We start from the raw sequence: 22,523 nt of genomic DNA on the forward strand, positions 1-22,523 counted from the left end.
TGCTGGTGGTGAAGACGGCCACGGCGGCTGCCAACCCGGCGCTGCGCCAGATCCGATTCGACCTGGGCGGCGACGCGCGGGCGGTCCGGTTGCCGGACGGGTCGTTGCGGGCCGACGTCGGTGCCACGGCTTTCGCCACGGCCACGCCGGCGACGATGTGGAACTCCGCGGGTCAGACGACGATCGCCGGCCGGGCCGGTGTGGCGTCGGCGCCCGCTGAGCGCTCCTCGGTCGACGGACCGGCGGCGACCGCGCGGACCGTACGGGTGGAAACCGCTGTCGACGCCACCGGTGACCTGCTTCTGACCCCGGACCCGGCCATGCTCGACGCAGACGCGGGCGACTTCCCGGTCTTCATCGACCCGGCCTGGTCGGTGAAGCAGAACCGCTGGGCGTACGCCACCAACAACGGCTGCTCCAACTCGGACGTCAGCGTGGCCCGGGTCGGCCTGAGTCCGGAGGGGCCCTGCCAGGGGCAGCTCTACCGGTCGTTTTTCCAGTTCCCCCTCACCGCCATGAAGGGAAAGCACATCGAGAGCGCCTACGTGCAGATGAAGCTGGACCACTCCTGGTCGTGTGACGACAGCTGGGCCTACATGTACCACGTGCCGGCGATCGACCACGCCATGCAGGCGACCTGGTCGAAGATGAAGCTCAACGCAATCATGGACGGTGCGCCGGGGCATGCGAACGAGGCGGGTGGCTGCGGTGTCATCCAACCCGACATGATCATGAACTTCCAGTCCGGCGTGGTGACCTCGAAGGTCCAGGCCGTCGCCAGCGCGGGCGGCACCGCGATCACTGTCGGCTTCGCCGCCCGGGACAGCGACGGTGACGGCGAGTCCGCCGAGGGTCGGTGGAAGAAGTTCTTCCCGAACGACGCCAAGTTGATCGTCGACTACGACTCCATCCCGGGCAAGCCGAACGGACTCCAGGTCGCCGGTGTCGCCTGCCTACCCGACGGCGTACTGCCGATAGGCACCCTGGCCCCGAAGTTTTCCGCCGTCTACCCGGACGCCGACACCACCCAGAGCCTGACCGGCACCTACGAGTGGATCGAGGTGCCTGCCGCCGGCATCGGCACCGTCACCGACGCATACCCGACCCGGCTGACCCGGCCACCGACCGCGTCCGCACCCGCGAACGGCCGGGCCACCACCGCCGCCGTGGCTGTCGTCACCGGCAAGACGTACGCGTACCGGGTGACGGCCGTCGACCCGGCGCCGTACTCGCGGTGGAGCGGCTGGTCGCCGTGGTGCCAGTTCACCGCCGACACCACAGTTCCCCCGGTCACGGCCACGCTCCAGGGATCGCCGGGCGGGCCGGGGGAACCGGTCACCTTCCGGATCGAGTCGACCGCCACCGACGCCATGTCGTTCAAGTACGGCTGGACCGGCCCGACCACGGCGGTGACCGCCACCGGCACCCCGAAGAGCGCCACCGTGACCCTGCGGCCCCCGAAGTACGGCCAGAACACGCTGTACGTCTCGGCCGTCGATGCCACCCGCAACGAGGGGTACGGCAGCGTCGAGTTCGTCGTCGACCGTCCCGCCCCGGCGATCGCCCGCTGGGGGCTGGAGACCTACCCGGGCGTCACGCAGGGTCAGGCGCTCGCCGACCAGCAGGGCGCGGTCGCCGGTGACACCCCGCTGGCCCCGACGAACGTCAGCTGGGCCGCCGACGCCCGGCTGTTCGGCGGCGGCAGCGCCGCGTTCAACGGCACCACCTCGCAGGCCGCCACCGCAGTTCCCGTGCTCGACACCACCAACTCGTTCAGCGTGGCCGCCTGGGTCAGGCCGGGAGTCCTGCCGACCACCGACATGAAGGTGCTCACCCAGGACGCCACCGACGCCGCTCGGTTCGAGTTCGGCGTACGCCGGCAGGGCACCCCGCAGGTCCCGTACTGGTCGTTCGTCATGAAGGACACCTCGGCGCAGACCAGTGCGAGCCGGGTGGCGATCGCCCCGGCCCCGATCACCGCGGCCGAGGCGGCACGCTGGACCCACCTGGCCGGTGTCTACGACAGGACCGCCGGCAAGCTGCGCCTCTACGTCAACGGCGTCCGGGTGGCCGAGACCGACTACGTCGCGGCGCCCTGGCCCACCAGCGGTAAGTTCGTGGTCGGTCGAGGCTTTTCCGCGGGTGTCCCGGCGAACTGGTGGACCGGAAACATCGCCGACGTGCAGGTGTTCAACCGGGTGCTGGTCGACCACGACTTCACCGGCCAACTCGCCACCGACGAATACTCCGGTGGCTTCGACGAACCCGGCATCCTCACCCCGATCGAGGTCGGACGCTGGGACATGAACGCCGCCCGGCCCTGTTACCAGGTCGGCATCCCGTCCACCTGCGAGGCGCCGGACGGGGCGACGTGGGGCCGGCGGTTGAGTCTGACCCAGGGGGCGACTGTCGATGCCGGCTACCGCGACAGCGGCCTGATGCTCGACAAGCGCCACTTCGCGGAGGACCCGGCCGACCCATATTTCGGTCTGTCCACGTTGGAGCACGGCTGGTCGCAGCGCAACCTGGCCGCCGAGGGCAGCCCGCCGCAGTGGCAGGACACCCCGGTGCTGCGTACCGACGACTCGTTCACCGTTTCGGTCTGGGTACGCCCGGACCAGTTCGAGCCCCGCACCTTCACCGCGGCCGGGCAGCGGGGCACCAAGGAGTCGGCCTTCTACCTCTCCCTGCGGGAGTACCGCCTTGCCAGCGGCGCGAGCGAGCACCGCTGGCGGTTCACCGTGGGCGGTGCGGACGACGACGTCACGCCGGTGCGCGTCCATGCCGAGGGAAACCGGCTGCTCACCGAGGACGACATCGGCACCTGGACGCACCTGGTCGGCGTCTACGACGCCCAGGCCGCTGAGATCCGGCTGTACGTCAACGGCGTCCTGGAGAACTCCAAGCCTTGCACCGGGGTGTTCCGCGCGACGGGGCCGCTGACGGTGGGGGCGGCGTTGTTCACCGGCCCCGGTGAGCAGCCCCGCCTCGTCGACTACTTCCAGGGCGGCCTGGACGACCTGCTGGTCTACCAGGGCGCCCTGACCGACACCGCGGTCTCCGAACTGCACAAGTCCCAGGCTTTGGCAGAGCTCCAGTCCTGAGCGCTGGTCAACCGCCGAGCCGTTGACCGGCTCCGGTCCCACACACCCAACCTCGTCGACCCCCTTATTCCGGAGGATCCAATGAACGGTCCGCGTCAACGAGGCTCGGGCGCCAAGCCGCCGGGTCGACCTCGACAGGTGCTCGCCGCCATCGTCACCGCGGTGGTCGTGGGGTCGATGCTGGTGGCATCGCCGGCGGCGGCGGGCGCGCCCGCCGCCCCGGAGCGCCTGCGGTCGCAAGCCGACCCGGTGGACAAGCACGGCGGGGAGGTACGCGGGATCGCCTGGCCCACGCCGGCCCCGGCGGGCAAGCCCGCCCCGGCGCCGGTGTGGCCCAAGGCGGGCCGGGCAGCGGCCTCGCTCGGGACCGGCCGCGCGGACACGTCGGGCACACCAGGCGTACGGGTCGGTCAGCTTCCGGTCTGGGTGAACCGGGCCGGTGGCTCCACGAGTGGAAACCCGACCGACGTCACTGTCGAGATCGTCGGTCGCGACACCGTCGCATCATCGTGGCGGGACGGCGTGGTCCTGCGGGTGAGCGGTGCGCAATGGACGGCCGGACCGGCGAAGGCCACCCTGTCCGTCGACTACAACGGATTCCGCCACGCGTACGGGGGCGGCTGGGCTGACCGTCTGCGGCTGTGGCAGCTACCGCCCTGTGCCCTGACCACACCGGAGACTGCGGGCTGCCAGGCCAGTCCACTCCCTTCCCGCAACGACACCGTGACCGGTCGCGTGTCGGCCGACGTGTCCACGACCGGCGGTAGCGTGGTCGCGCTCGCGGCCGACGCCAAGGGGTCGGCGGGCGACTTCACGGCCACCTCGCTGTCAGCGTCGGCCACCTGGACCGGCGGCGGCTCCACCGGCGGGTTCTCCTGGGCGTACCCGATGCGGACCCCGCCGGGGCTGAATGGGCCCAGCCCGACGGTCTCGTTGGCCTATTCGTCGGCGAGCGTCGACGGGCGGTCGGCCGCCACGAACAACCAGCCGTCGTTCGTCGGTGAGGGCTTCGACTACTGGCCCGGCTACATCGAGCGCAGCTATGTGTCGTGCAGCGACGACAAGACCTCCGGCGCCAACAACGAGAAGAAGACCGGAGATCTCTGCTGGCGCTCCGACAACGCCACCATGACCCTGAACGGCACCGGTACGGAACTGGTGTTCCAGAACGGCAAGGGCTGGCATTCGCGCAGCGAGCAGGGCGCGAAGATCGAGAAGCTGACGAACGCCACGAACGGCGACAACAACGGCGAGCACTGGCGGGTCACCACCACCGACGGAGTCCAGTACTACTTCGGGTTGAACAGCCTGCCCGGCCAGAGCAGCGGCACCAACTCGACCTGGACCGCACCCGTGTTCGGCAACCACGACGACGAGCCCTGCCACGCCAGCCAATTCCTCGACTCGGACTGCACCCAGGCGTGGCGATGGAACCTCGACTACGTCGTCGACCCGCGCGGCAACACGATGTCGTACTGGTACGACAGGGAAAACAACAAGTACGCGCAGAACCTGACTGCGGCGTCCGACGTCTCCTACGTCCGGGGCGGGATGATCCGCCGGATCGACTACGGCACCTGGGACCGCGGCGCCAGCGACCGGTCGACCACCCCGATCGCCCAGGTCCTGTTCACCCCGGACGACAGGTGTGTCACGTCGAACTGCGGCACCCACAACGCGACGAACTGGCCGGACGTGCCATGGGACCAGGAGTGCACAGGGTCGGAGTGCGGCGACAACTTCTCCCCGACCTTCTGGACCACGAAGCGACTCGCGAAGGTCACGACCCGGGTCTGGGACACGACGAAGGCGACCCCGGCCTGGCAGGACGTCGACTCCTGGACCCTCACCCACACGTTCCCGTCACCCGGTGACGGCACCAACGCGGGGTTGTGGCTCTCCTCCATCGCGCACACCGGTCACGTCGGCACGGCCGTCACCCTGCCGCCGATCACGTTCGAGCCGACCGCGATGCCGAACCGGGTCCTCACCGACTCGAACACGACGAACAACTGGCAGCGGATCGGCAACATCGTCGCCGAGACGGGTGCCAAGATCCAGGTCACCTACAGCCTGCCGGAATGCCACAAGGACAACGTTCCGAGCGACGCACACACCAACACCAAGCTTTGCTATCCGGTCATCGGACCCGACCCCAACGGTGCCGAGGGCGCGCTGCTGACTGAGTGGTGGCACAAGTACGTGGTACGCCAGGTGTCCGAGTCGGACGTGCAGCTCGCCGGTGGACACCAGGCGCCGCCGAAGTTCACCACCTACGCGTACGGCGGCAAGCCGGCCTGGCACTACTCGGACGACGACGGTCTGATCAAGCCGAAACACAAGACCTGGAACCAGTTCCGGGGCTATTCAGAGGTCACCACCCGAGTCGGCGACACCGACGGCCGGAAGACCCTGACCGTCACCAAGTATCTGCGCGGGATGCACGGTGACCGCTCCAGTCCCACCGGTGGCACCAGACAGGTCACCGTCGGTGCCTCGCTGGGCAACGAGACCGTTCACGACGAGGACTGGTTCGCCGGCTCGGTGCGTGAGGAGACCGTCTACAACGGCGACCTCGACAAGCCGGTCAGCAGAACCGTGAACGTACCCTGGCAGTCCCCGCCGACCGCCAGTCGCACGATCAACAATGACCTGGTCACAGCCCGCTTCACCAACACCAGGCTGACCTATTCCGCGACCGCGCTCGGCGTGGACGGTGCGGCCGGCTGGCGGGTCACCCGCTCCACGTCGGCGTTCGACGACACCTACGGCACGCTGAACTGGACCCAGGACGACGGCGACGTCGACGTGGTCGGTGACGAGCAGTGTGTCACCCAGACCTACAACCGCAACCTGGGCAGAAACCAGACCGGGTTGTTGAAGCGGGTCACCACGAACGCCCTGCCCTGTGGGACGGCACCGGTCAGCGCCGACGACGTCGTGGCCGATGCCCGTTACAGCTATGACGGTGCGGCCAGCGCGGACACCGCACCGACCTACGGCTCCATCTCCCGGACCGAACAACTGCGGGACTGGACGGCCACGGCCGGCACGGTATTCCAGACGGAGGGCCAGGCTACCCACGACGCCTTCGGCCGGGCGGTCACCACGACCGACGCACGGTCGGTGACCACCGCGACCGCGTACACACCGGCCGTGGGCGGGCCGGTGACCAGGGTCAGCAAGACCATCAAGAGCGGATTCAACTGGACGAGCCACGAGGAGGTGTCGCCGTACTGGGGGACGGCCTGGAAGACCACCGACGTGAACTCGCGAGTGGCCGAGGTGACCCTTGACGGCCTGGGACGGACGACCCAGGTCTGGAAGGTGGGCTGGTCGAAGGCGGACAACCCGCAGAAGCCGTCCGCCCGCTACGTGTACACCTATTCACCGACCCGGTCCGACTACTCGTCGGTCAAGACCGAGACCCTGAATTCGGCCGGCAACTACCAGACGACGTACCAGATCTACGACGCGATGCTGCGGCCCCGGCAGACCCAGTCCTCCGGGATCGGCGGCGGTCGTCTCGTCACCGACACCATCTACGACCGCTGGGGGCGGACCGCCGCCGCGTACGGGGCGCATGCCGAGCCGGGCACGGCCTCGGGGACGCTGTGGTGGGAGCCCGAATGGTCGGTACCGGCGGTCGCCCGCACCGAGTACGACGACGCCAACCGCCCGATCGCGGAGATCTCGCTCGCCGGGGACGGTGTGACGAACCTGGTGGAGAAGTGGCGGACCAGCACGTCGTACCGGGGTGACAGCATCGCCCGCACCCCGGCCCCCGGTGAGGTCCCCACCACCAAATTCCTCGACCTCAAGGGACGCGATGTCGAGGTACGCCAGCACACCACTGCGGCGGGTGTCTCCGGCGCGTACGACGCGGTCAGGTACACGTACAACCGGAAGAACCAGCTCACGAAGATCACCGACCCGGCCGGCAACGAGTGGACCTACAAGTACGACATCAGGGGTCGACAGATCGAGTCCCGCGACCCGGACAAGGGCACCAGCCTCTCCACCTACACCCTCTACGGCGACCTGGAGAAGAGCGTCGACGCCCGTGGGGAGGTGCTCGTCTACACCTACGACGCGATGGGCCGCCGGACCGGCCAGTACGACGATGAGGTCTCACCGGGCAAGCTGCGGGCCGAGTGGAAGTACGACCAGCTCTTCACCGGCGTCACCGTACGCGGACAACTGACCCAGTCGACCCGGTACGAGCCGGCCGGCTCGACGAATGCGTACACCTGGCGGACGATCAATTTCAACACCCGTTACCAGGTGACCGGAGACCAGTACGTCATCCCGGGCACGGTGACCGGACTGGGACAGGAGTGGACCTACTCGTACGGGTTCGCCCCCACCGACGGGACGCAAGTCTCGATCACCTACCCCGCAGCCGGGGGCCTCGCCCAGGAGACGGTGAGCACCGGCTACGACGGCACGACTGGACTGCCGCAGACGCTGACCACGAACCTGCCGACGGTCGGTTCGTACGTCGTCGGGCAGCAGTACACCGTGTACGGCGAGCCCACCGTCCTGACCCGGAAAACCGCCGGTGGGACGTACGTCGAGGACAACAACGTCTACGAGACGGACACCCGCCGGATCCGACAGACGACGATCAAGCCGGAGACCTCGCCCGGCACCATCTCCGACCGCACCTACTCCTACGACGCCGCCGGCAATATCCTGCAGTTGGTCGACAAGCCGGGGGCCGGCCAGGCCGAGAGCCAGTGTTTCCGGTACGACGGGCTGCGCCGCCTGACCTCGGCCTGGACACCCCGAGCCGGCGTGGAGTGCGCCACCGATCCCTCGGTGGGGAACCTGGGCGGACCCGCCCCCTACTGGACCGACTGGACGTTCGACCGGATCGGCAACCGGCTGACCCAGACCAGCCACGGCTCGACGGGCGACACCACGAACACGTACACGGTGCCCACCAGCGGCGCGAACTCCGTACGGCCGCACGCGGTGACGTCGGTCCGGACCGAGGCCCCCGGACAGGGGCCGGTGACCAACTCGTACGGCTACAACGCCACCGGCGAGACCATCACCCGGCCGGGTGTGGCCGCCGACCAAACGTTGGCCTGGGACGCCGAGGGTCGACTGACCAGCGTCACCGAAAGCGGCGCCACCCTGGCCAGTCACGTCTACAACGCCGACGGCGAGCGGATCCTCCGGCGGGACGCCACTGGCACCACCCTCTACCTGCCCGGAATGGAAATCCGGCGAGACCTCGGCGCCGCGCAGAACACCGCCACCCGGTACTACTCCTTCGCCGGCAAGTCGATCGCCAGCCGTTCGAGCGGCGGTGGACTGCAGTGGCTGTTCAGCGACCACCAGGGCACCCAACAGATCAGCGTGAACGCGGCGACCCAGGCGGTCACGATCCGCCGCCAGACCCCGTACGGTGCACCGCGCGGGGACCAGGCGGCCTGGCCCAACGGCAAGGGCTTCGTCGGTGGCGACATCGACTCGACCGGGCTCACCCACATCGGGGCACGGGAGTACGACCCGACGCTCGGCAGGTTCGTGTCGGTCGACCCGTTGATGGACCAGAGTCAACCGCAGCAGTGGCATGGCTACGCGTACGCCGGCAACTCCCCAATCACGTTCAGCGACCCGACTGGGTTGATCCAGGATGTCGTCTGGGACGGTCTGGCAAGTCCGGACGACGTGAAGCGGAACGACGGGGGCTCGGGTTCCGGCGGAGGTGGCGGTGGTGGTGGTGGCTCGAAGGCTGGCCAACCGGATCGTGATGAGGAAGTCAAGAAACGGCGGAAAGCCTTCATCAATTTCACGGTTCACTACATCGGTGACTGCGACACGTACGGCGGCTTCAGTGGCTACCGCTATTTCAGGTGTCACATAACCGACTTCACTCCGGCTGAACTCCAGGAGTCGCTTGCCGCCTTCATGTGTGAGGTCGAGGGCGACTGCGCTATGCGGGACGCCCGGGCCAAGGAATCGAAGCTCAAGTTTTACGAGTGGATGAGCTGGATTCCTGGCATCGGGATTCCGTACTCCATTGCGCTCGCCAAGGAGAAGCTTGACAACGGCGACTACGTTGGGCTGGTTCTCGATCTCGCCGGAGCAATTCCGGTGGGCAAGGCCGGAAAGGTTGTCGGCGAAGGCGCCGATCTTCTTTCCGGTGCCTCGAAGGTAGCCGATGACGTGGTCGAGGCATGCAAGATTGGCAACAGCTTCAGTCGGGACACGCCGGTACTCATGGCGGATGGTACGACGGAGGAGATCGGGGACGTCAAGGTCGGCGACCTGGTGCAGGCGACCGACCCCCACACCGGTGTGACTGCAGCCAAATCGGTGACTCGCCTGCACCTGAATCGCGACTCGCAGCTCACGACGCTCGTCGTGCTGCTGCCCACCGGCGCGAAGGCTCATGTCGAGACCACGTGGGAGCACCCGATCTGGTCCGTCTCCCGTGGTGTCTGGGTCGATGCTGCAGAGCTTGTGCCAGGAGAGAGGCTGCGCTCAAGCGCTGCCGGCGAGGTCCGAATCGCGAGCGTCCGTAACTACACTGGCGCCCAGTACATGTACAACCTCACCATTTCCGACACCCACACGTACTATGTGCTCGCCGGCAACACCCCGGTCCTCGTCCACAACACGGGTCCCTGTGGGCCGGGTACGGCTTTGCGTCCCGTAGGCTCCGCCTTGGAGTCTGTGAACGACATCATGGCTAATCCGCAGCTTTTGAAAGGAAAGACGCCAGCTCAGGTTGAAGCTGTTATCGGTTCTACGCCTGGATGGAGGGTTGAAACCCTAGGTAAAGGCAGTAGGGCGGGCCAGGGTTGGGTTTTCCGGCGTTACAATGCTCGCGGGAACCCTACTGGTGAGCAATTGCGCTGGCATCCCGGGGGAGGGCATCATGGACCTGACCCCTACTGGCGAGTCAAGGGTCCAAATGGGGATCTTGGAGGGGTGATCTATCAATGATAGTCCCGCCGGCAGGTGATTCTGGGCGTCTCCTTCACTGCCTCCTGGAAGTGCTTGCGCGCCTCTCGTGGCCTGCGGATCGTCAGCGAGCATATCTTGCCGAACTCGGTGTGGCGCCTTCGACTGACGAGCTCGCTTTGGAGTTTGACGATGCGCTGAAACCACTTCTTTCCTTATATGGCAAAGTCGGCATTGATGAGGAATCTGGGAAGATGCTCGCAGCGATAGATACCGCCTTTACAGAAATGGAGTCGAATTCTGACGAACTCGATTCTGCCTGGGGGTGGGATTCCTTGGATGGCGATTCGCGCTGGACTGCGATTAGGCGCATTGCCGCCACGGTAAGTGCTCGGCTCCAGAATGGCGTGTCCGGCGTGGTGGGCGACGTGACATAAGGGCATCAACGCCAAAGTGACGCGCTGGCAATGGTGCGATATATGGGCGGCGACCATGCAACCGTCGTTACGCAGCGTAGTGGCCTGCTGTTCAGGGGTGTCGGCGGCAGCTTACGTTGCCGTCACGGTTGCCGTCACGGTTGCCGTCACGTCGTGAGATAACGTGCGATGCCAGTGAGATCCTATGTGGAGCGGGTCGGCCTGTGTGTGGGGTTGGCACTCTCGCTTAGCCGAAATACTTAATCGCTGGCTCCGGTCATCTCGCCGCGCCTGTTTATCGCCTTTCGTGAGATCTGCGTCGGCCTGGAATCCTTCCCATGTCCATGAGAAGGCCCACGGCCATGAGCTCGCCGATTCCGAATGGCGCTTTAGGTCGACGGCTGATTCCCGTTCTGCACAAGGCCCACTCCTTTGCCTTCCGCAGGAAGACCAAGCCCTCGACAATCGAGATTAGGGCCCCTAGGCCGCCCTTTTCCAGGTAGCCGGCGAATAGGCCGGGAGGTAGGTCGTCATCCCTGCCAGCCGCGACTGGTTCTGTCAAGATCTCGCCCCACCCGGGCCATGCTTCCCCCCGCCATCGGGCCGCCATCGCGCACGTAAGGCGTCGAAAATCCCGACGCAGAGTAACGGTGAAGCCCAAGAAATAAAGAAGCCACATCGCTGCGAGGAGTAGCAGGGAAGGAGCGAGCTTAACACCGGGGCTCGTCAGAATGAACGCGGCCATGATGGGAATCGTGACCATGCCAAATATGAAAATTGAACCAAGGGCAGCTTTGAATTTCACGGACAAAGGATCACGATTTGACCGGGGCATGCGGAAGGGTGCCTTGTAGAGAGCGCGCAGCGCAGTGAAGTTTGCCGCTCGAAGATTACCGTCGCCGTCCAGTTCAAATAGCGCTACCCGATGGGACGGATCTGAAGCCCACTCCTCGGCCTTCTTTGTATAACCGCTGCGGGCGAAAAAGAAGGCTTGCTGTCCAGGCTTCGTTAGCCCAGCCAATCGCTGCACCTCACTGATTCCCACACGCTTGGTGTGCCACAGTTTGACCTGTGCAACTGCGCCCCGCGCGGCTACGTCGATCCCGTTATCCGGGCCCACTGGCGTAACCTCAGCATCCGGGTAGCCGAATCGTCGAAGCCAGGCCGCCGCCATTTTCTCGGCATCGCGGTAATCGGTCAGTGCTACCTCGTCCTTGCCTTCAGCTGGCGGCACATGTGTCTTGAGGATGCGCGGCAGTACCACCTCATCCTCGAATCGTTGGTCGATCGGTATGAACATGCAGATTGCGAGGGCGGCGACTTGAGCTATGCTGCATAGCCCTAGGAGCGTTCCCACTATCGCCTGGCCGTGCTCCATATATCCGAAGAAAAGAACCGCTGCTGCCCCAAGTGCCGACACCCAGGCCACGGCCCAGCCCTTAACCTCTGTGTCGCCATCGAGCCTTACCCCTGCCGCGAATCGTGCTACCGATAACGGAAATAGCGGCAATAGGATCACGAAAAAGACCCTGTCCGGCAGTAGGGCCGCCTCTGCGATCCCCGGAAAATTGTAGGAACCAATCACTACAACCACAGTGAACACTAACGAGGCCGCGGCTCCGAGCTGGCGCCTAGCGCGATGAGCTTTCGCGTACGACTGCGACCAGTCGCGCCGAGCTTCATAAATCGATCTTCCTGTGACGTCGGAATCCGGCCGCAGGGCGGGCGGCTCAGGCCGAGCCGGGTTCATCATGCCTCCATCATGGACCAGGGGTATGACAGGGAGATGCCCCGGCTCTGGATGTCTTCGGGTGATTGATGTCCAACTTGATTTTTAACCTGTTCGGCGTGGACGGGGATTCGCCGTCTTCGTTTTCTTGGTGTCCGGTTTGCTGGTCGTCTTGGTCGTCGCGATGTGGACGTCGTGACGCGGGGTGGGCTGGGTGTTGCGGCGACCGGGTGGTCGTCCGGGTCCTGGCTGGGAGGGTTTCGGTGCGCCGGCGGGGCAGGTGGTCTTCGTGCGGAGGTGTCGAAACCCTCGGCGGACGCGGGCGGGTGACAGGCGCTGGGATGGGGTGGGTTTCTCCCAGGGGCGGCGCAGGTCGGCGGACGCGGTGCGGGCCAGGCGGAGTGTGTGGGCGGCGAGGATCAGCCACGTCCAGAGGTCGGCTGCCTGTGGGGTGCGGATTTTCGGGCAGGTCCAGCCGAGGGTCTGTTTGAACAGGCGGAATGTGTGTTCGATGTCGAAGCGGCGCAGGAAGGTTTGCCAGAGCCGGTCGACGTCAGCGGCAGTGAGGGCGACGCCGGACCACCATAGGCACACCGGTTTCGGGGTCGCACCGCTGGGCAGGTGGCCGACCTCGAGGCGGATGACGGTTCCCTCGATGATCGGCAGTGTCTTCGCCGTGTTGGTTCAGGCGTTGCGGTGGGTCAGCCGGGGATGCAGCCGGTTCCAGGCTCGGGCCCATGCGGTGCCGTAGAGGCGGGTGTCGGTGATTGTGGCTGCGTCGGGTTCGCCCCAGGTGGCGGGATCGCCGAAGATGAACTCGCCGCCGTGGCGAGGCGGGCGGCCGTTCGTTCCCGGCAGGCGGGGCGGCGCGGCCCGGCGTAGTACCCGGTCCGAGCGCATCCGGGCGAGGACCTGCATGGGCAGATCGGCCAGGAGGAACGCCAGGCGGGGCGCGTCGTAGCCGGCGTCGGCCACGACCAGGACGTCTGGGTCACCTGCCTGCCACTGCCCGGCCGCGACCAGCCGGCCCACGATGGCGCGCACCTGCCCGGCGGTAATCGCCGCCGCGTCAGCACCGGGCGCCAGCCGCACCGCGTCCAGCGGCGCGGTCCACGAACTGCGGCCCGCCTCCAGGGCCACGACCATCGAGTACGGCCAACCCGGCATGATCGTCTGGTCCTTGCCACGCCCGTAGGTGTGGCACAGGATCCGCTGCGGCGAGGTGTGGGCGTCCGGCCTCAGCCAGCAGGTGATACCCACTGCCAGCACGAGACGCCCGTCGGCCCGCCCGAGGCAGCGGCAACCCGGCGAGAGCGGTCCGCAGCCGATCGATGTCCAGCCGTCCGCAGGCAAGGGCGTCGTACAACGCGCCGTGACCGCGGCGGTGCTCACCCACCAGCGACAACTCCACCAACGACCGGACCGGCCCATCGGCGCACAACACCGCGTCGGTCAGGTCGAACAACGCGTCAGCCCGAGAAGTCATGCAGTCGTAGAACACTCGCCGGAACCTGTCCAGGTCCCCGACGGCATCAGCCACACCACGGTCATGCACACTGGTCAGCAGAACAGCCCTTGGTCGATGCTCTTCCCTAGACAAGAAGGTCATCGACCAAGGGCTGTTTCCGTGGCCAGCTAGGGTCCCCAGAGGACCCACAGAGGTTAAAGATCAAGCTAAGGGATGTCTCGCAACTGGGTGAAGACGTTGCCCAGCACCAAGCCAGCGTTCAGCCGGTGAGGATGATGTTGCGGAGGTCGGCGATGCCGGGACCGACATCGGTCAATGTTCGGCCGGCGTAGCGGTAGTCACACGGGATCTCGAAGCACTTCATCCTGGCCTGAACGTCTTCGACTCCTGCCCGGACCATACGTGTTCGACGTTGAGGTCTTGCTTCCAGGCTGGTAGAGCGCTGCCGTCGGTGGGTTTGCGGTACGGGATGATCACCTCGGAGTTACCGCGGTAGCCGTCGTCTGCCATCACTGGCCCGAGCTGCTCATCACCGGTCGCGCACCCGGTGATCGATTCTCCCACGGCCTGGCCTCGGTTCGGAGCTGATCCAACGTGCCTGGGCAGTACATCTGCTAGCCCTGACGCGGTTCCATGAGCCCCATACCGCAGCAGTATCCACGGTCGGAAGGGCGCGGCTCTGTCGAGGACTACGGGGCTGTAGACGTCGATTCGGAGCCCACTCCCAGCTACTGGTCGATCGTGACGCGGCTCATTCCCGCCGCGTGAAGGGCGACCGCCCGGCGGCAGTCAGCACGCATATCGTAAAGCGGGCGCGACACGGTGGCAGGCCAGCGGGGCAATCAGACCTGGCAAAGGCCTGTTTGCGGCCCCCGTTTACCCCCCGAAAACCCCGCCCAGTCGTTGACGAAGGGTGACAAGGAGCGATGAACGCCTGGCGGTGTCTTGGCAGCTCAGCGACCACTTTCGGCAAGCAATGACAAGCTTGATCCGGTTACTATCGGTAACAAGGGGTCGTCGGTTCGAATCCGGCCGTCCCGACAGACAAAAAGCCCTGACCAGCGGAAACGCTGGTCAGGGTTTTAAGTTTGTCTATGGGGTGTTGAACCGCCCCCGAAAACCTCCCATTTACCGGGGTCGGTAACCAGGTTCGTCATCCCTGCGCGGCGAAGATCGCGTCGCGCTACGCCATGGGCACCGCGTTCGGGCCAGGCTCAGGCGGGAAAACCACCGGCCCGGAGCAGAGCGCCTGGAAGCTGATTGCCCAGTCTTCCCTCCAACCAAGAGACGGTCGAGGTGAGTTCCTTCAGGTCCAGGCCGGTGGGCAGCCCCATCCGGTCGAAGAGGTAGACGAGATCCTCGGTGGCGACGTTTCCGGTCGCCGCCGGTGCGAACGGGCAACCGCCTGTTCCGCCGATGCTGGCGTCGAGGGTGGTGACGCCCGCCTGGACTGCCGCGACCGCGTTGGCCACGCCGGTGTGCCGGGTGTCGTGCAGGTGCAGCCGCAGCGGTGTGCGGGACTGCGTGATCTCCCGGGCGAGCGTCAGCCGTTCGGTGACGTCGGAGGGTACGGCCACTCCGATGGTGTCGGCGAGGGCCAGCTCGTCCGGACCCGCGTCCCGCACCCGGGTGAGCACCTCCCGCAGCCGGCCCAGCGGGACCTCGCCCTCGAACGGGCATCCGAACGAGGCGCCGATGGTCACCGTCGCGAACACCCCCGCCTCGCGCGCCGCCCGCACCAATGCCGCCGCCGTGTCACAGGCCTGGGCCGTGGTCATGCCCTGGTTGCGGCCACAGAAGGTGTCAGTGGCCACGACGACGACGTTGATCTCGTCGACGCCTGCGGTCAGGGCCCGGTCCAGGCCGCGGCGGTTCATCACCAGGCCCGCGTACCGGACGCCGTCGTGGCGGGGGAGCGCGGCCATCAGCTCGTCCGCGTCGGCCATCTGGGGTACGCGGGCGGGGTTGACGAAGCTGGTCACCTCCACTCGCCGGGCTCCCGCCCGTACCGCCCGCTCGATCAGCTCGATCTTGTCGGCGGTGCTGAGCAGAGTCGCCTCGTTCTGCAGGCCGTCGCGGGGCGAGACTTCGACGATGTCGACCATGACCGTCATCGCTCCTCCGACAGGTACGCGACGGCCCTGGCCTCGCTGACCACCTCGGCGTACTTGGCTTGCAGGTCGAACAGGCTCGCCTCGTGCGGGCCGGGTGCGCGGTCGGCCACCGCGTCGCGGACCACCAGTGGGACGAGACCGTGCTGGATCGCGTCCACCGCAGTGGCGCGGACACAACCGCTCGTGCTCACGCCGACCAGCACGACGGTGTCGATGCGTTGCGCGCGCAGGGTGGACGCCAACGACGTGCCGAAGAAGGCGCTGGCGTACTGCTTGACCAGCACCAGTTCATCCTCGGCGGGGGAGACCTGCGGCATCAGCTCACCCATCGCGCCACCACCGGAGAAGAGCTGCCGAAGGGCGGTGACCTTCTGGACGAAGACGCCTCCGTCGACACCGCCGGGCCCGTACGCGACGCGGGTGTGCAGCACGGGGATCCGGTGGTCGCGGGCTGCGGCGATGACCCGGCCAGCCGATTGCAGGCAGTCCGCGGACGGCAGGCACAGAGGGCTGTCCGGGTCGAAGTAGGCCCGCATCAGGTCGATGACGAGCACCGCGGGACGGGCGCCGGGCGAAAGCACACCCCCGAATCCGTCGTCGCTGCTGTCCGGCACTGGGTTCATCATCGGGCGACAGGGGGGCGAGGAGCGGGAAGACCGGTCTCCTCCAGGCACCGGTCCAGGATGGTTTCCATCGGCGGTCCCATGTCGAACGTGGGCAGTGGGTCCGGACGTCCGTGGCGCAGCTCGGCCCGTACCTCCTCGGTGGCCGCGACGTCGACGGTGCCGGCCTCGTCGCAGACCACGCCGAAGCGGCGGGCCCCCGTGGGGCTGACCAGGCCCCGGCGGACCTCGAGGCCGACGAGTTCCGGGTCGCGGGCGAGCGGGTCACCCCACCCGCCGCCACCCCAGGTGACGAAGTGCAGCACGTCCCCGGGAGCTACGGGCACGTCGTGCACCTTGCTGCCCAGGATCTCGGTGCCGCCGTCGGCGCGTTCGAGCCACTTGCGGCCCCGGGCACCGGGCTCGCCACCGTTGACCCCCCACGGATAGGTGAGCCAGCGGTCGTCGTGGATCGCGATCGTGCCGGCCTCCAGGAACCGGTAGGCCACGTCGACGCCGTTCCCGCCGCGGTGGAGCCCGGCGCCGCCGGTGTCCGCGATGGTCTCCCATCGCTCGATCCGCAGCGGGTAATAGGACTCCAGGTACTCGCACGGGATGTTGACGAACGACGGCCACAGCGAGTGGCCGTCCGGGCCGTCGCCCACCGGCCGGCCGGGAATCCCGCCGAATCCGATCGAGTACAGCTGGAACCACTCGCCCTTGCGCTCACCCGGCCCGTAGGTGCCCGAATACATGAAGTGCGGTGATGACGAGAAGCCGGCGGCGTTGAGCAGCCCGGGGTTCGTCTGACCGAGCAGGCCGCCGAACAGGTCGAAGACGCGACCGATGCCGTGGTTACGCGCGTTGAGGGCGGCAGGGTACTGGGGCTTCCAGAACGAATCGTCGGGGATCGTGACGTCGACCAGCGGGTAGAAACCGTCGTTCCAGAGGATCTGCGGGTCGGCGACGGTGATCATGTAGATGCCGAAGAACATCCGGACGAGGTTCTCGTTGATGTAGTAGTTGATCGGACCCTGCGCCTGCGGGCTGCTGCCGGTGAAGTCCAGCAGCACCTTGTCACCGGTACGGGTCAGGCTGAGCTTGAGCTCGTAGGGGCCGTAGCCGAGGCCGTCGTCGCAGATGTAGTCGGTGAACGAGAGGGTTTCGCCCTCCTTGAAGACCGCTGCGAGCAGGACCTTCATCGCCCGGTAGTTGCGGTCCAGGAGTTGGTCGAGCGCGGAGTTGTAGGTGTCCACCCCGAACCGGGCGCACATCTCCTGGACCCGACGGGCAGCGGTCCGGCACGCCGCGACGATGCCGTTGAGGTCGGCGCGGTTCCAGTCGGGCTTGCGCACCTGGTTGAGGATGATCCGCAGGGCGTCCTCGGCGAGCACGCCCTTGCGGTACAGCTTGAAGGGCGGTATCACCACGCCCTCCTCGAAGATGGTGCGGGCATCGGTCGGCATCGACGCCGGTGTCTTGCCGCCGACATCGGACATGTGCCCGAACATCGCCGCCCAGCCCACGATGCGGCCCTCGAAGAAGATGGGCAGCACCACGAGCCAGTCGTTCGCGTGGCTGATCGCCGCACCGCAGGAGTAGGGGTCCGACGTCAGCAGGACGTCGCCCTCCTCGATGTCGCCGTCGAAGTTGTCCAGGAAGTCGGGGATGGACAGCCCGAACTGTCCCACCATCATTTTTCCGTCAGGGTTGGCGATCAGCGGAAACTCGTCGTGCTGTTCACGGATCCCCGGCGACAGCGCGGTCCGGAAGAGCACCTCGTCCATCTCATAGCGGGCGTTGCGCAGCCCGTTCTCGATCAGGTCGATGGTGACCAGGTCGACATCCACGGAGCGAAGCGGTCCGGTAGCGGTCTCGATGAGGCGTGCCATGGTCAGTTCTCCCGGTGGGTGTCGGCGGGGCGGATGAGGAGGCTGCCGCTCGGGTGCACCGCAGCCGTGTGCCCGGGCAGCACGAGGGTGGTGGAGTCCATCTCGGTGATGATCGCCGGACCGGGCACGACGTTGCCCGCTCGCAGCAGGGCCCGGTCGTAGATTCCGGCTTCGACTTCGGCGCTCTCGACCCAGATGCGGTGCTGCGCCCGCAGTGCGGGGCCTGGGTCCGCGTCACCGTGCTCCAGCGTCGGCGCGGCGACCTGGGGCCGGGGACCGTGGGCGGTGGCCCGGACGGTCACCAGCTCGTGTTCGGCGTCGAGAACGAAGGAGAACAGTCGTTGGTGATCGGCGTCGAACGCCGACCGCAGGGCCGCGAGCCCACCGCCGGCCCCGTCGAAGGCGTCGATGTCGACTGCCACCGGAATCTCGAAACCCTGTCCGTGGTAGCGCAGGTCGGCGGAGTAGACGACGTGCTGCTCATCCTCGGGAACACCCTGTTCGCTGAGCGTGGCGCACGCCTTGCTCGCGAGTTCGGTGAGCACCGCGCGCAGGCTCTCGTCGGTCATCTCGGTGAAGCGGCGCACCAACGTCCGCACCGACTCGTCGCGCAGATTGGTCGTCGCGTCGCCGTAGGCGCACAGCACTCCCGGCGACGGCGGGATGATCACCGGCCAGGCACCGGTCAGTCTGCCGAGGGCGTTGGCGTGCAACGGGCCGGCGCCACCGAAGGCCACCAGCGCGTAGTCGCGCGGGTCGAAGCCCTGCTGCACCGACACCAGCCGCAACGCCCCGAACATGTTCTCGTTGACGATGTCGATGATGCCCGCGGCGGCGGCCTCGACCGACTCCAGCCCGGTGGCGTCGGCGATCGACTTCACCGCGGCTCGTGCCGCCGCACGGTCCAGGGTGATCTCGCCACCGGCCAGATCGGTGGGCAGGTAGCCGAGCACCACGTTCGCGTCGGTCACCGTCGGTTGCTCACCGCCCGCCGCGTACGCGGCGGGACCGGGTGCGGCACCGGCCGACTGCGGTCCTACCCGCAGCGCCTGGGTCAGCGGCGGTACGTGGGCGATGGATCCGCCGCCGGCACCCACGGTTCGTACGTCGACGGAGGTGGCGCGGACCTTGAGGTCCCCGACCGTGGTCTCCCGACCCACCCGCGGCGTGAGCCCCTGCACCAGGGCGACGTCGGTGGAGGTGCCGCCCATGTCGAAGGTCAGGAAGTCCGGGTAGCCGGCCTGCTCCGCCACCCAGGCCGCGCCGGTCACCCCGCCGGCAGGGCCGGACAGCAGCAGGTTCACCGGGTTGTCCGCGGCGACGGCAGCGGAGACCAGGCCACCGTCGCTGCGCAGGATGCACAGCCGGCCGTCCACCCCGGACTCGCGCAGCTGCGCCTCGAGGTTGGCCACGTAGCGCGCCACCTGCGGCTGAACGGCCGCGTTCGCGACGGTGGTGATGGTTCGCTCGTACTCCCGAAGCTCCGGCAACACCGAGGACGACACCGACACCGGTACGCCCGGAAGCTCCTCCGCGGACAACTCGGCCACCCGGCGCTCGTGCTGCGGGTTGGCGTAGGAGTTGATCAGGCTGACGCTCAACGCCTCAATGCCCTGCGCGCGGAGCTTGCGCAGCTTCGCACGGACGTCAGCCTCGTCGAGTTCGGTCACCACCGCGCCGTCGGCGCCGATCCTGCCGACGACCTCCACGGTGTCCTCCAGCGCCGCCAGCGGCTCCGGCTTGGGCCAGATGATCCAGCCGGCAAGGCCACCTGGCACGAAGGAACGGGCGATCTGGAGCACCTGCCGGAAGCCGTCGGTGGTGACCAGCCCAACCCGGGCGCCCTTGCCCTCGAGGATCGCGTTCGTGGCGACAGTGGTGCCGTGGAACACCTCAGTGATCTCCGACATGGGCACGCCGGCGGCCTCGCAGGCCCGCTCGATGCCGCGCAGCACCCCGATGGACTGATCCTCGGGGGTGGAGGAGGTCTTGGCCCGGTAGGTCTCTCCGGTCGCCTCGTCGATCAGCAGGATGTCGGTGAACGTTCCCCCCACGTCCACGCCGAGTCGGTAGGTCATGGTTCCTCCTCAGATGACGCCGGCGGAACGCAGCGACGCCATCGCGTCGTCGCCGAGCCCCAGCAGGTCGCGATAGATGTCCTCGTTGTGTTCACCGAGCTCGGGGCCGACGTGCCGGACCCGGCCCGGGCTGTCAGAGAGCTTGGGTACGACGTTGTGCATGGCGAACTCCCCGAGACCGGGGTGGGTCAGTCGGACTATGGCCTCCCGCGAGGCGAAGTGCGGGTCCTCGAGCATGTCCCGGGCCCTGAAGATGCGGCCTGCCGGAACGCCCTGGGCGTGCAGCCGTTCGAGCAGATCGTCGGCCGCGAGCGTCGAGCTCCATTCGGCGACCAGGCCGTCCAGCTGCTCCATCCAGCGGCCTCGGGCGCCGTGGGTGGCGTACTTCTCGTCGGTGGCCAGCTCCACCCGCCCCATCGCCTCGGCGAGCCGGCGGAAGACCGTGTCCTGGTTCGCCGCGATCAGCACCATCTCGCCGTCGGCCGTCGGGTAGACGTTGCTCGGGGACACGTTCGGAAGGGTCGTTCCGGTCCGTTCCCGCTGGTAGCCAGCGATCTGGTACTCGGGGATGAGCGATTCCATCATCGCCAGCACGGCCTCGTAGATGGCCGAGTCCACCACCTGGCCTCGACCGGTACGTCCGCGCTGGTGCAGCGCCACCAGGGTGCCCAGGCAGGCGAACGTCGCCGCCAGCGAATCGCCGAGAGAGACGCCGGCCCGGGCTGGAGGGCGGTCGGGGTCGCCGGTCACGTAGCGGATGCCGCCCATCGCCTCGCCGATCGATCCGTATCCGGCACGCGACGAGTACGGGCCCGTCTGCCCGAAACCGGTCACGCGGGTGACGATCAGACCGGGGTTGATCTCCCACAGCCGCTCCGGGGCCAACCCCCAGCGCTCCAACGTGCCGGGCCGGAAGTTCTCGATCAACACGTCCGCTCGCGCGACGAGCTGGCGTACCAGATCCTGACCCTGCTCGGTCCGCAGGTTCGCGGTCACGGACTTCTTGTTCCGCGCCACCACCGGCCACCAGAGCGACTTGCCGTAGGGCTTCTCGCGTCCCCACTGCCGCATGGGGTCGCCCTGACCCGGGTCCTCGACCTTGATCACCTCGGCGCCGAAGTCACCCAGGAGTTGACCGCAGAACGGCCCCGCCAGCAGCTGTCCGAGCTCGATCACCCGGATGTCGTCAAGCGGCAGTGGAGTGCTCATGAGCCCCTCATCAGTGTCTCTTTGCATGCAATTCACAGGTATGTGACTGCCGTTACAGCAAGTTGTGCTGGGAAAGTAGGCCTGTGTTCCTCGGGTGTCAATGCCCTGGAGGGAGATTGCATACAACCTGCCGTGTTGCTACGGTCCGGGCATCATGAGTGACCACACGCCACTGCGGGAGGCCGACAACGGCCACGCCGCCGACGATGCCTATCGGCTGATCCGGGAACAGATCCTGTCCGGGCAACGGTCGGCCGGCGCGTGGCTCCGCGAGGGCGAGTTGGCCGAGTCGATCGGGGTGAGTCGGACCCCGGTCCGGGAGGCGCTCAGACGGCTGACGGCGGAGGGACTGGTCCGCCACGAACGCAACCGTGGCGTGCAGGTCCAGGCGTGGAGCATCCACGACCTCGACGAGATCTTCAGCCTGCGGGCCGTGCTCGAGCCCTGGGGCTGCCGACTGGCGGCGACCACGGGCACCATCGACGTGGACGCGCTCGACGCGCTGGCCCACCGGATGGACGAGGTGGCACCGGACGGACGACCGACCGATGTGGACGAGCTCACCGAGCTGAACAACCGGTTCCACCGGATGATCCTTGAGGCGTCCGACAACAGCCGACTGGCCGGCGTCGTCTCATCGGTGATCCAGATGCCGCTCGTCTGGCGTACCTTCTCCCGCTACAGCCCGGACGCGCTGCGCCGTAGCCTGGCTCACCATCACGAACTGGTGGCGGCGCTGGCCGCGCCCGACCCCGACTGGGCGGAGTCGGTCATGCGCAGCCACGTACGCGCGGCATGGCATTCCATCCGGCTGCGAGACGGCGGCGACCGGGCACCCGGCCCGGAACTGCCGGACCAGGTCAGCACCACCGCAGGTCAACCGCCACTCTGATCATGTGGTCGGGTTCAGCGACCGCGCGAATGGCGGGTCTGCTCTTGGGTTCGGCGGCCGTGCTGTCGGAAGCTGCGCATTCGTTGTGACGCACCACC

At 67.4% G+C, this 22,523-nt stretch carries 10 protein-coding genes and 1 pseudogene; 4 read left to right on the forward strand and 7 right to left on the reverse strand.

The window, feature by feature from the left end:
- From KBX53_RS01110 to KBX53_RS01120, 3 genes are all read left to right on the forward strand, one after another.
- The coding region (locus KBX53_RS01110; protein WP_210857517.1) for a LamG-like jellyroll fold domain-containing protein at positions 1 to 3,104 on the forward strand (3,104 nt) is incomplete at its 5' end.
- 81 nt (positions 3,105 to 3,185) lie between these two features.
- Positions 3,186 to 10,067: an RHS repeat-associated core domain-containing protein gene (locus KBX53_RS01115; protein ID WP_210857518.1), complete on the forward strand. Its 6,882-nt coding sequence runs from the start codon at positions 3,186 to 3,188 to the stop codon at positions 10,065 to 10,067.
- Between the two features lie 137 nt (positions 10,068 to 10,204).
- On the forward strand, positions 10,205 to 10,462 hold the full coding sequence (locus KBX53_RS01120) for a hypothetical protein (RefSeq protein ID WP_210857519.1): 258 nt from the start codon (positions 10,205 to 10,207) through the stop codon (positions 10,460 to 10,462).
- Between the two features lie 274 nt (positions 10,463 to 10,736).
- Here the strand turns inward: KBX53_RS01120 and KBX53_RS01125 are convergent, their stop codons facing one another.
- From KBX53_RS01125 to KBX53_RS01155, 7 genes and pseudogenes are all read right to left on the reverse strand, one after another.
- A complete protein-coding gene (locus tag KBX53_RS01125; RefSeq protein WP_210857520.1) occupies positions 10,737 to 12,044 on the reverse strand; it encodes a restriction endonuclease in 1,308 nt (435 codons plus the stop codon).
- Positions 12,045 to 12,275: 231 nt separating this feature from the next.
- Positions 12,276 to 13,734 (reverse strand): annotated as a pseudogene (locus tag KBX53_RS36960) (NF041680 family putative transposase).
- Positions 13,735 to 14,852: 1,118 nt separating this feature from the next.
- Positions 14,853 to 15,752, reverse strand: a complete 900-nt coding sequence (locus tag KBX53_RS01135) for a hydroxymethylglutaryl-CoA lyase (protein ID WP_210857521.1) — start codon at positions 15,750 to 15,752, stop codon at positions 14,853 to 14,855.
- Positions 15,749 to 16,366 carry an isochorismatase family protein gene (locus tag KBX53_RS01140; RefSeq protein ID WP_210857522.1) on the reverse strand — a complete coding sequence of 206 codons (618 nt, stop codon included), beginning with the start codon at positions 16,364 to 16,366 and terminating at the stop codon, positions 15,749 to 15,751. The genes KBX53_RS01135 and KBX53_RS01140 overlap by 4 nt, the downstream gene beginning before the upstream one ends.
- An 8-nt stretch (positions 16,367 to 16,374) precedes the next feature.
- Positions 16,375 to 18,246 (reverse strand): hydantoinase B/oxoprolinase family protein, encoded by a 1,872-nt coding sequence (locus KBX53_RS01145; RefSeq protein ID WP_030328564.1) that lies wholly within the window; start codon positions 18,244 to 18,246, stop codon positions 16,375 to 16,377.
- A gap of 2 nt (positions 18,247 to 18,248) precedes the next feature.
- On the reverse strand, positions 18,249 to 20,324 hold the full coding sequence (locus KBX53_RS01150) for a hydantoinase/oxoprolinase family protein (RefSeq protein ID WP_247674941.1): 2,076 nt from the start codon (positions 20,322 to 20,324) through the stop codon (positions 18,249 to 18,251).
- Between the two features lie 9 nt (positions 20,325 to 20,333).
- Entirely contained in the window at positions 20,334 to 21,533 is a 1,200-nt protein-coding gene (locus KBX53_RS01155) for a CaiB/BaiF CoA-transferase family protein (RefSeq protein ID WP_030328559.1), read from the reverse strand.
- 154 nt (positions 21,534 to 21,687) lie between these two features.
- On the opposite strand from KBX53_RS01155, the gene KBX53_RS01160 reads away from it, so the two are divergent.
- On the forward strand, positions 21,688 to 22,425 hold the full coding sequence (locus KBX53_RS01160; protein WP_051708166.1) for a GntR family transcriptional regulator: 738 nt from the start codon (positions 21,688 to 21,690) through the stop codon (positions 22,423 to 22,425).
- The last annotated feature ends 98 nt before the right edge of the window (positions 22,426 to 22,523 follow it).

The sequence above is a fragment of the Micromonospora sp. M51 genome (assembly GCF_018070305.1).
In the GTDB taxonomy this organism is placed as follows: Bacteria; Actinomycetota; Actinomycetes; order Mycobacteriales; family Micromonosporaceae; genus Micromonospora; species Micromonospora parva.